This is a genomic window from Streptomyces sp. NPDC000941 (assembly GCF_053599555.1).
Genome location: NZ_JBSFMM010000096.1, coordinates 1 through 15,187, shown reverse-complemented (window position 1 = coordinate 15,187; position 15,187 = coordinate 1). Strand labels below are relative to the sequence as shown.

Here is a 15,187-nt window from a genome sequence, read left to right as displayed (position 1 = left end):
ACCGCGACTGCCGTGACGGGCCACAGCGCACACCGCTGTGGCCCCGTGGCCCTCGGCCGATACCGTGACCGGCATGGACTTCTCTCTGCAACAGCTCCGTGGTTTCGTCGCCGTCGCAGAGGAACAGCACTTCGGCCGCGCCGCGGCACGGCTCAACATGACCCAGCCGCCGCTGACCCGCCAGATCCAGGCGCTGGAGCGAAGCCTGGGCGTCGTGCTGTTCGAGCGCACCGGCCGGGGCACCCGTCTCACCGCGGCGGGCCAGGCCCTTCTCGACCACTGCCGCCGGGTCCTGGCCCTGCTGGACGCCGCCCCGGTCGCCGCCCGCCACGCCGCCGAGGGCCGTACGGGGACCCTGCGGCTGGCCTTCACCGCGATCGGGGCGTACGCGATACTCGCCGACGTCCTCGACCTGGTGAACCGCCACCTCCCCGATGTCTCCGTGGAACTGACGGAACTCGTCAGCCCGGACCAGTTCGCGGCGCTGGCCGATCTGGAGATCGACATGGGCCTCGTCCGGCCGCCGATCCCCGACCAGTACCAGTCGGTCCTGGTGCACTCCGAGGACCTGGTGCTCGCCGTCCCCGCCGACCATGCGCTGGCCCGCGCCGAGGACCCCGTCGCCCTCGCGGACGTCGCCGACGACTACATCGGCTACACCCCCGAGGGCTCCCGGTATCTGCACGACATCTGCGCCGCCATGATCGGCGTGGACCGCTACGCGGTCAGCCAGCTGACCTCACAGGTGCCGACCATGCTGGCGCTGGTGCGGGCGGGGCTCGGCTGTGCGCTGATACCGCGCTCCATCATGACGATGGGGGTGCACGGCGTCCGGTACCGGGAGCTCGCCCCGGCCGACGCCCACTCCGTGACCCTGCACGCCTGTTGGAGCCCGGACAGCCCGAACCCCGCCCTGCACCGACTGGCCGCCGCCCTCACCCGCGAGCCACGGCTCGGGGTGTCCTGAACTCACAGACCGTCAACTCGCAGCCCCGTCAGCTCACAGTCCGTCGGCCACCATGGCGACGACGATCTGGACATGGCGGTCGGCGGCCGTGTTCGAGAACTCGTTCTCGTAGTTCAGACCGTAGGGCCAGAAGTGTCCGCCACCGGTGGACAGCGTGGCACCCGAACCGTCGAATCGCTTGACGAGCGCCGTGGCCTGCGCACCGCGCCAGGTGCCACTGCCGCCGAGAGAGGACCAGCCCGAGCTGGTGCCCACGCCGATGGTGTGGGCGATCTCGTGCAGAGCGGTCCGCTCGGTCATATAGGCGCGTTGGCCGAAGCGGATGGTTCCGTTGATGTTTCCGTCGGCGGTGGGCACACCGGGGTCGTAGCGCACCGTGATGTTCTTGCCCAGGTCGCTGAGGTTGTTGTACCGGGCCACCGCGGCGTTCATGGCCGCCGTGATGAGGTTGTAGGCCGTCTGCTGGTCCGGGGTGGGGTTGCCGGCCCGTTCGAGCGTCCAGGTGATGGTGGCCGCTGCAACCTGCTCCTGGGCCGCCGCAGGGGCCGCCGGTGCGGCCTGCGCGACACCCGGCCCGGCCAGCGCGGCGGCCACCAGCGCGGCGACGGCCGTCTTGTTGCGCCACGTACTCATGAGGGGTCCTCCTGTGGGGGGTGATGTGGGGGGTTGGGGGTGGGGCGGGGTGGGGTACGTCAGTGCCTCAGGTCCGCCCCGACCGCGGCCGCGACGACGCTGTCCCGTTCGGCGCGGCTGAACAGCCCCTCGGACAGCCAGGTGTCGGCGAGAGTGCGTACCGCCTGGACAAAGCTGCCGGAGGTGGCGAAGGGGGCCTGCGCCCAGAGCACGTCCAGGAAGGTGAGACCGTTGCCGCGGGCGCGGTTCGGTACGCGCGAGTCGGTCGCGCCGAACACGATGGTGGGCTCCGAGCGCTTGAAGTAGGCGTGGTAGGGCGCCACGTCCCCGACATAGAACGGTGCGAGGGTCAGGCCGTGCGTGGTGAAGTACATCGGCCGGCCCCCGGGCTTGATCGCATCGGCCAGATCGCCCCGGAGCGTGAAGTCCTTGTAGAAGGAGAACACTCGGAACTGCGTCTCCTGGCTCTGGGCGGTCAGCAGCACCGGACCGTAGAACACCGACTGGACAGCGGGGTCGTCCAGGGCCCGTTCGATGCGCAGGCTGTAGGGGGCGGAGATCCGGACCCGGTCGCCGGGCCGCCAGTCCCTGCTCAGGGAGAGATAGCTGCCGGGCTCCGCCGCGACCCGCTGCCGGACTCCGTTGACCGTGACGGTGAAGCCCGCCGTGGCCCAGGCCGGAACGCGGAGTTTCAGGTCGAGCTGCCCACTGCCCTCGCGGAACGTCAGCGTACGGACGCCCTCGGCCGGGAAGTCGCTCGTCTGCTCGATCACGAAGCCCCGCTCCGGCCACCGCAGCGTCGAAGCGAGGTACAGGTTGACGTACAGCGCGTTGCCGTCGGCTGAGCGGAAGTACACCGAGTCCTGGTACTTGGTGTGGTTCTCCATCCCGGTGCCGCCGCAGCAGGTGCCGGTGTTGTCGAACTCGCGCCGCACCCCCGGGCCCATCCCGACGAAATAGGTGACCTGCGGGCTGTCCGTGGCGGCGGCGTCGCGGCGGGAGGCGAGGATGTGGTTGGTCAGGCCCCGCTCGTAGTAGTCCATATAGGCGGGGTCCTGCTGGTGGAAGAACAACTGCCGCGTCAGCTTGAGCATGTTGTACGTGGCACAGGTCTCGGCGTTCTTGTCGTCCAGAGTGGCCGCGATGGCGCCACGGGCGCGGAACATCTCACCCTCGCCCGTGCCGCCCAGGCTGTACATCCGGGAGCCGGTGACCATGCCCCAGAAGTTGTCGGCCGCGGCGGAGTACTCCTGCTTCGCGGTGTGGTCGAACAGCCGCAGATAGCCGGTGAACTGCGGGATGTGCTGGTTGGCGTGCCGGCCTTCGAGGATGTCGCGGTTCTCGGCGCACGCCTTCAGCAGGGCGGTGTTGTCGAAACAGCGGGCGGCCGCGAGGTGTTCCGCCCGGCCGGTGAGGGCGTACAGGTCGGCCAGCACCTCGTTCATCCCGCCGTACTCACCGGCGATATAGATGGACCACATGCGCTCCAGCTGGGCCGCCGGCAGATGGCCGAGCCGGCTGTGCACCCAGTCGCCCATCCCCGAGGCGATCTCCAGGGCCTGCTGGTTGCCGCCCAGGGTGTGCGCGTCGAGCAGACCGCGCATGATCTTGTGGCAGGTGTAGTACGGCGCCCAGATGGTCGGGTACGTCGTATAGCTCTCCAGCAGGATGAACTGGGTCTCCGGGTACGCCGCCAGAAAGCCGGGGTGGCTGGGTTTCGGCGAGCCGTGGTCGGCCAGGGCCTTCTGGCACTCGCCGAGCGCGCCGACCAGATAGTCCAGCTTGGTCTTGAGCGCGGCCTCCCTGGTGTCGGCGTACGCCTGGGCGATGAGGGTGAGGAAGTGGCCGCCGTAGTGGCCGCGCAGATTTCCGTCGGCGGTCTCCCAGCCGCCCGGCGGCCGGGCGCCGCGGGTGTCGAGTCCGGCGTTGGCCCGGAACACGGCCAGGATGCGGTCGGCCGGATAGGACCTGGCGTAGCCGAGCATCAGATCGCGCTTACGGCGGAAGACACCGTCGCCGAGGGTCACCCCGTCCAGCGGGAAGGGGCGTACCGACCAGGTGTCCGGGACGGGCAACGGCCCGGCTGTGACCCGGGACGAAGCCGCGGCGGCCTGCGCTGTTGGAACGGTGGTCGCGAGCGGGGCAGCGGCCGCGGCCCCGGCGGCGAGTCTCAGCGCGTGACGGCGGGACGGGGGGTGGGACATGCTCGTGACTCCGATCGTCGGTCGGCGGGCAGGGCAGGGGGTTACGAAGGGGCGGTGGTGTCCGATTCCGCCGTCGGCAGCCACACCCGCATCGTCGAGGGCCCGCGGTTGGCCCAGGAGCGGTACGGCACCAGGACGATCTCCGCGCGCTCGGGCGCGGGCGGGGGAGTGGTGGCGGGGCGGTCGAGCGGTGTGTACGGCCATGGTTCGGCGCTGTCTTCGGCGTGTCCGGCCAGCTCTCCGGCCACGATGACGGTGCCGTCCGCGTCGGATCCGTCTTTCGGCTCGACGGACGGATCCACGCGTACGGCGTCGGCCTCGTGCCCGTCCGGCAGGTCCACCGACTCGGCGCAGTACACCAGCGGCCCCCGCTGGACGGCCACCGTGCCGCGTACCGCGTCGACGCGCGGGTCGGCGCCGATCCAGCGCGGCGCCACGGGCAGTTCGAGCCGTACCTCGTCGCCGGGCCGGAAGTGGCGGCTGACCGCGGCGGTGCCCGTGGGGACGGAGCGGCGTGTCCCGTCCGGCTCGACCAGCCACGCGGCGGCGCCCCGCGCCCACCCGGGGACGCGCAACGACAGGGTCCACGGGCGGTCCGGGGACCGGTCGACCCGTACGGTCACGGCCCCGCCCGACGGGTAGTCGGTACGGATCCGCAGCGCGACGGCATGGCCTCCAGCGAGGGATGTGGTGATCTCCGCGTCGGCGTACTGGTGCAGCTGCACACCGTCGTCGTCCGCCGTCGCGAGGTAGGCGGGCAGTTGGGCCAGGGTCCGCGCCACGTTGGTCGGGCAGCAGGACACCGCGAACCAGGGGGCGCGCAGGCTCGACTCGGCGCGCGGGCTGTCCACTTCCGTGGCGGGTACGGTGCCGCGGCGGCGCCGGTGCAGGGTGTTGGCGTAGAAGAAGGCGCGGCCGTCCTCGGACGGGGAGGTGGCGACCACGTTGAACAGGGTCCGCTCCGCCAGATCGGCGAACCGCGGCTCGCCGGTGGCCAGCAGCAGCCGCCAGCTGAGCATCACGGAGGCGACACCGGCACAGGTCTCCGAGTAGGCGCGGTCGGGCGGCAGCACGAAGTCGTCGCCGAAGGACTCGTCCCGGTGGTGCGAGCCCATGCCGCCCGTCAGATAGGTACGCCGGGCGACCGTGGCTTCCCACTGCCGTACGACCGCGGCCAGCAGGGCGTCGTCCCCGGTCTCCACGGCCACGTCGACGGCGCCGGCCGCGAGGTAGAGCGCGCGGACGGCGTGTCCGCGCAGCACTGTGGCCTGGCGGATGGGCAGGTCGTCCTGGTAGTAGGCGCGGCCGAACTCGGTGTCGGCGAGGGTGCGGTGGCCGCGGCGGTCGATGAACAGCGCCGCCTGGTCGAGGTAGCGCTGCTCTCCCGTGAGCCTGGCCAGTTCCACCAGGGCCGGTTCGATCTCCGGATGGCCGCAGACGCCCTCGATACCGCCCGGGCCGAAGGTGGCACAGACATGGTCGGCGGCCCGCCGGGCGATCTTCGTCAGCTCGCCCTCGCCCCGGGCCCTGGCCTGGGCCACGCCGGCCTGGATCAAGTGGCCGTAGCAGTACAGCTCATGGCCCCATTCGAGATCGCTGTACCGGGGCTGCTGCCCGGGGCGGCCGAAGGCGGTGTTCAGATAGCCGTCCGGTTCCTGGGCGGGCGCGATGGACTCGGTGAGCTCGGCGATCTGTGCGTCGAGCGAACTGTCGGTGCCGTGCCCGGCGGTCTCCCAGGCCATGGCTTCGAGCAGTTTGTAGACGTCGGAGTCGGCGAATTCACGGCCGCGCCGGTCCCGTGCGATCCGGCCCTCGACGGCGGCCCGGAAGTTGCCGATCCAGCCGACGCGGGCCATCCAGTCGCGGCAGTGGCCGAGTGTGGCGGTCGCGTTGATCTCCCGGCGCCGGGCCCAGAAGCCTCCGGTGATCCTGACCTCGTCGAGCCCGAGCGGCCGCAGCCGGCCCCGGGTCGGCGCCACCGGCAGGACGAGTGACCGCGCCATGTTCTCCCTCACCAGTTCATGCCTTCGGTACGTCCCTTCGGTTGTCCGTCTCCGCAAGGTTGTCCGTTTGCTCGGTCCGGCGCCTCAGCCCTTGAGCGCGCCCGACATGAACCCCCGTACGTAGTGCCGTTGCAGCAGCAGGAAGAGCAGGAGGCAGGGCACGGCGAGGACCACCACACCCGCCTCGGTGGCGCCGTAGTCGACGGCGCCCATGCTCTGCTGCCGCAGATTCGCGACGGCGAGCGGCAGGGGCGCCTTCTCGCTGTCCGAGATGAGGATCAGTGGCGCGATGAAGTCGTTCCAGGCCGCGAGGAAGGCGAAGAGCCCCACGGTGATCAGCCCCGGTCGCACCGCCGGGAGCAGCACCCGGCGCAGCGCGCCCGCCGTGCCGCAGCCGTCGACGAGCGCCGACTCCTCCAGTTCGCGGGGCACCGCCTCGAAGGAGATGCGCATCATGAAGGTGGCGAAGGGCAGTTGGAACATGGCAAGCACCAGGCTCAGCCCGAGCAGCGAGTTCTGCAGTTCGAGCCTGCCGAGCAGTACGTAGAGCGGGATGAGGAGCGTGGCGTACGGGACCATGAGAATGGCCAGCGTCAGCAGGAACAGCAGGTTCTTGCCCGGGAAGTCGAAGCGGGCGAAGGCGTAGCCGCCGAGCAGCGACACCGCGAGGGTCAGGGCGACGGTGAGCGCCGAGACGATCGTGCTGTTGAGGAGGTACCGCCACAGGCCCGCGTCGTAGTCGAGCAGCGTCCGGTAGTTGCCGAGGCCGTAGCCGGACTCCTGCGCGGTGCCCGGCTGTCCGCTGACCGACGCCCAGGCGTTCCACAGCAGGGGGAAGAGGAAGATGACGGCCAGTCCTCCGGCGAGGACGTAATGGGGCGTCCGGCCGAGGGCGCGGGTGAGCACCGTGGTGTCCCTTCTCATGAGGTGGGTGTCATGACTCGTCGGCGCGGCGCAGACCGCGGAACTGGGCGGCGTTGAACAGGAGCAGTGCGGCCAGCACGATGATCGAGAGGGCCGCCGCGGTGCCGAGGTTCATCCGCTGGAAGGCCTCGCGGTAGATCAGCTGCACCACGGTGACCGTGCTGTTGTCCGGTCCGCCCTTGGTGAGGATGAAGAACTGGTCGAACGCGAGCAGCGAACCGGTGACGCAGAGCAGCAGGGACAGCGCGAGGGACGGCCGCAGCAGCGGCAGGGTGATACCGCGGAAGATCTGGCCCCGGCTCGCACCGTCCATCCGCGCCGCCTCGTACACCTCGTGGGGGATGCGCTGGAGGCCGACGAGGAGGATCAGCATGTAGAAACCGGCGAACTTCCAGACGATGAGGAAGACCGTCGACAGCAGGGCGGAGGTCGGCGAGCCGAGGAAGGACACCGGTCCGTCGGCGATGCCGAAGGTTTCCAGGATGTCGCTCAGCGGTCCGGTGGTGGGGCTGTACAGGCCCCAGAACAGCAGGGACGCGGAGGCCAGGCCCAGGGCGCTGGGCAGGAAGTAGACGGTACGGAAGAAGCCCGCCCCGGGGCGGGACTCCTGCACCAGCAGGGCGAGGAGGAGGGCAAGGCCGAGGAGGACGACCGTGACGATCACGGTGTAGAGGAGGGTGAAGCGGACCGCGGGCCAGAACAGGGTGGAGTCGGTGACGTCGGTGTAGTTCTCGGGGGCGTTGCCGCCCCGGTCTCCCGCGAGCAGCGGCCAGTCGTGGAGCGACATCTGCCCGACGAGCAGCAGGGGCAGTACGAAGAAGACCGCGACGAACACGGCCGTGGGTGCCGCGTAACCGAGCCCCTGGACCTTCCGGGACCGCCACCACCGGGGTGCGGACGGTCGGGGGCGGCGGGCCGGGCGCGCCGGGCGCGCCGACCGGGCTCGGTGCTCCGCGGCCGTGCGGTCGGGCGCCTTCACCTGCATGGCTCTCCTCTGCCGGGTGATGGGAGGGGTGATGCCGCGAACGTGGGGTGCGAGGTGTCGGGCCTTGCGAGGGCCCGAGTGCGGCTCAGTCGGTCAGCGAGGCGTTGACCGCCTTGTTGTCCTTCTCCACGGACCCTCCGTCGCCGAAGACGGCATGGCGCATCAGGGTGAGCCACGGCCCGTTGGGGTCGTTGAAGGTCTGGCCGAACTTGAGCGCGTACGGGGTGCGGCCGTCCGCCACCAGCCGGTTGATGGTCACCAGCCGGGGGTCCGCGTCGGAGTACTTGTTGGAGGCGAGGTCGGTCCGCGCCACCACGTCCTTGTGCGCGGCGACCACGTCGACCTGAGCCTTGTCGCCGAGCGACCAGGCGAGGAAGTTCCATGCCTGGTCCGCCGACTTGCTGGTGGCGGAGATGCCGATGGCGTCACCGCCGACGAAGGTGGACTTGCCGCCATCGGGTCCGGGGATGGGCGCCACCCCGAGGTCGAGCCCCTTGGGCATCAGCCCCAGGGTGGTCGACGGCATGGGCATCACGCCGACCTTGCCCTTGGGGAAGACACCGGTCCAGGTCGTGCCCGTCTCCTCGCGCGCACCGGGGGCCACGATGTCGTCCTTCACCCAGCCGCGGTAGGTCTGGTAGACCTTCTTCGCGGTGTCGGAGGACAGCTGTGCCTCGGTCCCGTCCTTGTTCAGCACGTCTTCCCCCGCGGCCCAGATGGACGGCCACCAGGTGAACACGCCGCAGCCACCGCAGTTGCCGCCGAAGAAGGTGCCGTTGACGTCTCCGCCGAGCGCGTCCACGGCCCGCGCCTGCCGGTCCCATTCGCGCAGGCTGGTGGGCGGCTTCTCGGGGTCCAGCTTGGCCCGCCGGTAGAGCTCCTTGTTGTAGAAGAGCACCGACAGGTCGAGCGTGTGCGGTACGACGTACTTCTTGCCCTCGTACGTACCGGCCTTGATATGCGACTGGGCCAGGTTCTTGGCGTAGGGCAGGGCGTCGATGCGCCCGGTGAGGTCGGCGAAGAGCCCGCTGGAGGTGTAGTTGGGTACGAACACCACGTCCGAGGCGAACAGATCGGGCAGATCGCGGGAGCCGGCGGCCGCCCCGACCTTGGCCTGGTAGTCGTCGGTGGGGATGACGGTGAGCTCGATCTTGTTCTTGTGGCTCGCGTTGTACGCCTTGACCAGCGCCTCGCTCTGCGGCCGGGTCGCCGCGCGCGTCCACATCGTCAGCTTGGTGCCGTCGTCGAGACCCTTGACGCCCCCCGCTCCGCTCCCTCCGCCGCCCGAACCGCTGTCCGATCCGCAGGCCGTGACCATGCTCGCGGCGGCGAGCAGTGCGAGCGCAATGGTGGCGAGTCGGCGTATGCGTCCACGTGGTCCGGCCGTGCTCCCCATGACGATCTCCCTTGTGTGACGGCGGGCCGTGGGCAGGCCGAACCGGAGGGGACGATGGCTGTGGTGGCACTGAACTCTGCGACGGAAAAGAACCGAAAAGGCTTTCCGAGAAAGTAGGACCGAGCTCATGACTCGTCAATCCCCTTGTAGAGAATGGCCGTGGGAGAGTCATCGAAACCTCGGAAACGCCACGAGTACGCCCCGACCTGAAACAAGTCACGTACGGTTTTTACCCGTGATGTGCCACGCTCGACGGCCCGGCACGCGACGCGAGACAGGAGTACCACCCATGACCCAGGCCACCGGCCCCTCTCGTTCGCATCCCGTCACCCTCAGCGACGTCGCCCGGCTGGCCGGGGTGTCCATCGCCACCGCGTCCAAGGCCCTCAACGGCCGCAGCCAGGTGCGCGCGGAGACCAGGCAGCGGGTGATCGAAGCGGCCGAGCGGCTGTCGTTCCGGCCCAATCAGCTGGCCCGCGGCCTGCTCGCCGGGCGTACGGGCACCGTCGGTCTGCTCACCAGCGACCTGGAGGGCCGCTTCTCCATCCCGATACTGATGGGCGCCGAGGACGCCTTCGGAGCCGGCGAGGTCGCGGTGTTCCTCTGCGACGCCCGCGGTGACGCGATCCGCGAGCAGCACCATGTCCGCGCGCTGCTCGGCCGCCGCGTCGACGGACTCATCGTGGTGGGCAGCCGCACCGACCCCCGGCCGTCCCTGGGCCGTGAACTGCCGGTCCCCGTCGTCTACGCGTACGCCCCGTCGGAGGATCCGGAGGATCTGTCCATCGTGCCCGACAGCGTCGGCGCCGGCCGGATCGCCGTCGACCATCTGCTGGCCTGCGGGCGTACCCGGATCGCGCATATCACCGGCGATCCCGGCTACCTCGCGGCACAGGAGCGGGCCGAGGGCGCCCGAGCGGCGCTCGCCGACGCCGGTCTCGCCCTCGTCGGCGAGGTGCGGTTCGGGGCGTGGTCGGAGGGGTGGGGGCGGGCAGCCACCGCGATGCTGCTCGACCGGCACCCGGATGTGGACGCCGTGCTGTGCGGCAGCGATCAGATCGCCCGCGGCGTCATGGACGTACTGCGCGAGCGCGGCCACCGGGTGCCCGAGGACGTGGCGGTCATGGGCTTCGACAATTGGCAGGTCCTGACCTCCGCTTCGCGCCCGCCGCTGACCAGTGTCGACCTGAATCTGGAGCAGGTCGGGCGCGCGGCGGCGCGCGCGCTGTTCAGCGCGATCGCCGGGGGACGGCGGTCGGGGGTCGAGACGCTGCCCTGCCGCTTGGTGATCAGGGGGTCCACGGCACCGCTGTCCTGAGGCGTGACGCTACTTCTGTTGACAGTGGCGTGGCACGCGCTTACCTTGCGACTTTGCGAAAACCTTTTAGGTCTGTTTCACGCACGACCCCGGTACGCCTGATCGAACCCCGTCCGCCGGGGCTCCCGGGAGTCCTCGTCGGAGAACGTCAGCACCATCGCGAGCAAACGCCTGCTGTCAACGGACAGGGAGCCCCCGATGAGAAGACGCACGATGACGGCTCCGCACGGGGCCGCCGCCATGGACCACACGCACCACCACCACACCGCACTGGCCCTGCCATGAAGCGCCTCCTCGTCGCCCTGGCGCTGATCATCGCCAGTGTCTGTTCCGCGACCACCCCGGCCGCCGCGGACCAGACCATCGGGTTTCCGACCTTCAGCGGACCCGCCGTCCCGGCCCCGCCCGTCGCCTACACAACAGGCGACATGATGCGGTCCATCTACGACGCGGAGAGCTCGGGAACCGACTTCTGGATGGACCGCCTGCTGGCCCGCAGCGGCAACGACCCGGCCGGATCCTGGCTGATGAGCCGTGGCCGCGCGGTCTTCATGAAGACCCACGACCCCGCGGTGCTCGGTTTCGGTGGCCATGTCGCCTACTGGGAGAGCATCAGCGACAAGAACGCCTACAGCATCGCGATCTCTCCGGGCACCTTCACCGAACAGGTCTCCCAGCGCAAGCAGATGCCCAGCCACTGGAAGAGCGTGCACACCAGCGGCTCGATCACGGTCGACCAGACGAAGTTCATCACCGACAACAACGTCGCCGTGACCAATCTGTCGATCAAGAACAACGGCTCCAGCTCCACCACGCTGCAACTGCGGGCGACCTCCCCGTACGCCACCTCGGGCACCGGCAGCGAGCTGACCGGCCAGGTCAACGCCTACAACAACCTCACCACCATCCGCCCGCGGCTGACCGGCGACGGCTTCACCGCCAACAGTGGCGGGCTGAACCGGTCCGTGACGATCGCGGCCGGGGCCACCGTGACCGCCAAGGTCGTGATGGGCTTCATCACCGACGAGATCCCCGACTCCCTCACGGAGTACAACACGTACGCCGGCTACTCCAACGCCACCGCCTTCGCCACCCACGTCAAGGCGTACAACCTGTGGTGGGCGCAGAACGTGCCGTACATCGACGTACCCGAACCCGCGATCAAGAAGAACATCTACTACCGCTGGTGGCTGATGCGCTTCAACAGCCTCGACGCCAACATCCCCGGGCAGACCTTCCAGTTCCCGAGCTCGACCGAAGGCGTCCTCGGCTACAACAACGCGATCGCGCTCACCCAGCCCATGCACATCGACGACCTCAAGTATCTGCGCAACCCGATGTACGCCTACGGGGACTGGCTCAACGTCGGCCAGGTGTCCAAGGGCGGCCGCTTCCTCGACAACCCTGGCGACCCGGAGAACTGGTCCAACAGCTACACCCAGTACATCGCCGAGGCGGCGTGGAAGAGCTACCAGATCCACGGCGGCCAGCCGGCCATCGCCGGCAACCTCGCGCACTACGCGGAAGGCGACGTCAAGGGCCAGCTCGCCTACTACGACCACGACAACAACAAGCTCATCGAATACGACTGGGGCGCCCTGACCGGCAACGACGCGGACGCGGTCTCCTTCCACTGGAAGCCCGGCAACATGGACCGCGCCGAATCCGCGTACCAGTACAGCGGTGCGATGGCCGCGGCACAGGCCTACGACGCGATCGGCAACACGGCCAAGGCCACCGAGATGCGTACGCTGGCGAACCAGATCAAGGACGCCATCGTCAACGTGTTGTGGAACCCGAGCCGGCAGCTGTTCGAGCACCGGCTCAAGTCGACCAACGAATGGGTGCCCTGGAAGGAAATCAACAACTACTACCCGTTCTCGGTCGGAGCCGTCCCCAACACCTCGACGTACAAGCAGGCACTGCGGCTGTTCAACGACCCGGCCCAGTACCCCGTCTTCCCCTTCTACACGGCCAACCAGGTCGACAAGAAGGCGGCCGCCGACGCCGGGAACCCGGGCTCCAACAACTTCTCCACCATCAACTCCACCGTGCAGTTCCGGCTCTACTCCTCGGTACTGCGCAACTACTCCAACTCCTGGATGACCGCCACCGACTACAAGAAGCTCCTCTACTGGAACACCTGGGCGCAGTACGTCGGCGGCAACACCCAGTGGCCCGACGCCAACGAGTTCTGGGCCGACTGGAACGGCAGCGGGATCGACTACCGCTCCTGGATCCACCACAACATCCTGGGCAGCAGCAACTGGACGGTGATCGAGGACGTCGCCGGTCTGCGGCCGCGTAACGACGCCAAGGTCGAGGTGTCCCCGATCAACATCGGCTGGGACCACTTCGCCGTCAACAACCTCCGCTACCGCAACGCCGACCTGTCCATCGTCTGGGACGACCCGGCCGACGGAGTGGCGCGCTACCCGGGTGTCCCCGAGGGCTACTCGATCTTCATCAACGGCAACCGGGTCGCCACCGTCAGCACCCTTGTGCCCTTCACCTGGGACCCGGCCACCGGCGAGGTGACGACGAGTGGCACGGTCACGTACCACACCGCCGTCCCCGGACTGCAGGCCCCCAACCAGGTCGTGCAGAACAGCTCCCGGCTCGTCGACATGTTCGCCAAGGCCGGTGTCGACCTGACCGCCGACTCCACCAACCTGGCCTCCGGGGCGACCGTGTCCGCCTCCTACACCGGGTCCGGCAGCAATGTCTCCGGCGCGGTCGACGGCTACCCCACCAATGAGCCGTTCTGGGGCGCCGGTGGCTCGCCCAACAGCCAGGACTGGTACGAGCTGAACTTCGGCACCAGCCGAACACTCAACGAGGTGCGGCTGCACTTCAAGGACAGCCGCCCGGCCGGCGCCACCTACCGGGCCCCGTCCGCGTACACCATCCAGTACTACAACGGCAGTTCCTGGGTGGACGCGCCCGGCCAGACCAAGACACCGGCCGCGCCGCAGGCCAACTACAACGTGGTGCGGTTCCCCTCGCTCAACGCCCAGCGCATCCGGGTCCTGGCCACCAACGCCTCCGGCGCCAAGACCGGCCTCACCGAGGTCAAGGTCTACAACCGGAGTGGTTCCGGCGTCCGCCCACCGATGAAGGATGTGCACCAGTGACTCGAGCCAGATGTCTGTCCGCGCTCACCGGCGTGTTCACCATGGCGGTCGCCCTCCTGGTGGCGCCGTCCGCGTCCGGCGCCGGTACCGCCGCGGCCGCCGCCTCCTTCACCTCGACGGGGGTGAACCAGAACGGCGGCAACTGCCTGGACGTCCCGGGCTCCTCGACGACCAGCGGGACCCAGCTGCGGGCCAACACGTGCAACGCCGGCGGGAGCCAGTCCTTCGGCTTCACCCCGGTCGCGGGGACGACCGACACCTACACCATCAGCACACCCGCCTCCGGGCAGTGTGTCGATGTCTACGGCGGGTCCGCGGAGGACAACGCCACGATCATCCAGTGGTCCTGCCACGGTGAGACCAACCAGCAGTGGCGGCTGGTCCCGGTGTCGGTCGGCGGAGCAGACAAGACCTTCAACCTCGTCTCCGTCGCCTCCGGCAAGTGCGTCGCGCCGAGCGGCGGCTCGACGGCCTCCGACACCGGCCTGGTGCAGCTGGCGTGCTCCACCACGAACGGCAGGGTGTGGCGGCTGCCGGGCTTCACCGGCGGCGGCACGAGCGCGGGCACCTTCACCAACCCGCTCTCCCAGCACGGCCCCGACCCGTGGCTCACCTACCACGACGGGTACTACTACCTCGCCACCACCACCTGGAACTCCACGATCACCATGCGCAAGGCCAAGACCCTGGGGGGCCTTGCCACCGCCAACGACCAGGTGATCTTCAACCTCACCCGGCCCAACGGGGCCGGCACCATGTGGGCCCCGGAGTTCCATTTGCTGGACGGCCCGAACGGAAAGCGCTGGTACTTCTACTACACGGCCGGACGGGAGCCGTACGACCTGGGCACCCAGCGGATCCATGTGCTCGAAAGCGCCGGTACGGACCCGATGGGGCCGTACACCTTCAAGGCCGATCTGCTCGACCCGACCCAGGACAACACCTGGGAGCTGGACCCGAGCATCCTGCAGCTGAACGGCAAGCTCTACCTCCTCGGCACGTACTACAACGGCTCGCAGCCGATGTTCATCCGGCCGCTGTCGAACCCGTGGACCGCCAGTGGCACCCGCCATCTGCTGTCCACCCCCACCTACAGCTGGGAGACGGTGGGCGGCGCGGTCAACGAGGGTGGCGAGGTCCTGCAGCGCAACGGCAAGACCTTCATCATCTACTCCGCCAGCCACTGCTCCACGCCCGACTACAAGCTGGGGATGCTCACCTACAACGGTGGCGACCCGCTCAACTCCTCCTCCTGGGTCAAGTCGCCGAACCCGGTCTTCCAACGGTCCAACGCCAACGGCGTATACGGCCCCGGCCACAACGGCTTCTTCAAGTCGCCCGACGGGACCGAGGACTGGATGGTCTACCACGCCAACAGCTCCGCCGGCGGTGGCTGTGACATGAACCGCAGCACCCGAGCACAGAAGTTCACCTGGAACGCGGACGGCACACCGAACTTCGGCACCCCGGTGGCCACCGGCGTTCCGCTGACCGCACCGTCAGGGGAGTAGCCGGACGAGACGCACCCTCAGCGTCAGCGGGCCATCGCCGCGATGGCCCCCAGAACCCCGCGGTCAGGGCGCTAAAGAGGTGGAAGGTCGGGGAAGAGGGAACGGCCCCGCG

General features: G+C 69.2%; 10 protein-coding genes. 4 read left to right on the top strand and 6 right to left on the bottom strand.

Translation table 11 applies throughout. The annotated features are described in order from the left end of the window. Window positions 1-73: 73 nt before the first annotated feature. A complete protein-coding gene (locus ACWDSL_RS28130) occupies window positions 74-967 on the top strand; it encodes a LysR family transcriptional regulator (protein ID WP_398533926.1) in 894 nt (297 codons plus the stop codon). Window positions 968-1,000: 33 nt separating this feature from the next. Here the strand turns inward: ACWDSL_RS28130 and ACWDSL_RS28125 are convergent, their stop codons facing one another. The 6 genes from ACWDSL_RS28125 to ACWDSL_RS28100 all read right to left on the bottom strand — a co-directional run bounded on the left by ACWDSL_RS28125 (window position 1,001) and on the right by ACWDSL_RS28100 (window position 9,112). Beyond that, complete coding sequence (locus tag ACWDSL_RS28125; RefSeq protein WP_450490001.1) at window positions 1,001-1,600, bottom strand: hypothetical protein; 600 nt, start codon at window positions 1,598-1,600, stop codon at window positions 1,001-1,003. Between the two features lie 59 nt (window positions 1,601-1,659). Then, window positions 1,660-3,804: a glycoside hydrolase family 127 protein gene (locus tag ACWDSL_RS28120; RefSeq protein ID WP_450489999.1), complete on the bottom strand. Its 2,145-nt coding sequence runs from the start codon at window positions 3,802-3,804 to the stop codon at window positions 1,660-1,662. Window positions 3,805-3,845: 41 nt separating this feature from the next. After that, window positions 3,846-5,807 carry a glycoside hydrolase family 127 protein gene (locus tag ACWDSL_RS28115; protein ID WP_450489997.1) on the bottom strand — a complete coding sequence of 654 codons (1,962 nt, stop codon included), beginning with the start codon at window positions 5,805-5,807 and terminating at the stop codon, window positions 3,846-3,848. Window positions 5,808-5,891: 84 nt separating this feature from the next. After that, window positions 5,892-6,713 carry a carbohydrate ABC transporter permease gene (locus ACWDSL_RS28110; protein WP_089511951.1) on the bottom strand — a complete coding sequence of 274 codons (822 nt, stop codon included), beginning with the start codon at window positions 6,711-6,713 and terminating at the stop codon, window positions 5,892-5,894. Between the two features lie 28 nt (window positions 6,714-6,741). Further along, complete coding sequence (locus tag ACWDSL_RS28105) at window positions 6,742-7,716, bottom strand: carbohydrate ABC transporter permease (RefSeq protein WP_450489995.1); 975 nt, start codon at window positions 7,714-7,716, stop codon at window positions 6,742-6,744. Window positions 7,717-7,801: 85 nt separating this feature from the next. Further along, window positions 7,802-9,112, bottom strand: coding sequence for an ABC transporter substrate-binding protein (locus ACWDSL_RS28100; RefSeq protein ID WP_450489993.1), 1,311 nt, complete (start codon window positions 9,110-9,112; stop codon window positions 7,802-7,804). A 289-nt stretch (window positions 9,113-9,401) separates the two neighbouring features. Here ACWDSL_RS28100 and ACWDSL_RS28095 point away from each other — a divergent pair, with 289 nt between their 5' ends. From ACWDSL_RS28095 to ACWDSL_RS28085, 3 genes are all read left to right on the top strand, one after another. After that, window positions 9,402-10,430: a LacI family DNA-binding transcriptional regulator gene (locus ACWDSL_RS28095; protein WP_089511906.1), complete on the top strand. Its 1,029-nt coding sequence runs from the start codon at window positions 9,402-9,404 to the stop codon at window positions 10,428-10,430. Between the two features lie 281 nt (window positions 10,431-10,711). Continuing rightward, window positions 10,712-13,564 (top strand): discoidin domain-containing protein, encoded by a 2,853-nt coding sequence (locus ACWDSL_RS28090; protein WP_450489990.1) that lies wholly within the window; start codon window positions 10,712-10,714, stop codon window positions 13,562-13,564. Then, the gene (locus ACWDSL_RS28085; protein ID WP_450489988.1) at window positions 13,561-15,075 is read left to right on the top strand and encodes a family 43 glycosylhydrolase; all 1,515 of its coding nucleotides are present in this window, start codon (window positions 13,561-13,563) and stop codon (window positions 15,073-15,075) included. Before ACWDSL_RS28090 ends, ACWDSL_RS28085 begins: the two co-directional genes overlap by 4 nt. Window positions 15,076-15,187 lie beyond the last annotated feature (112 nt).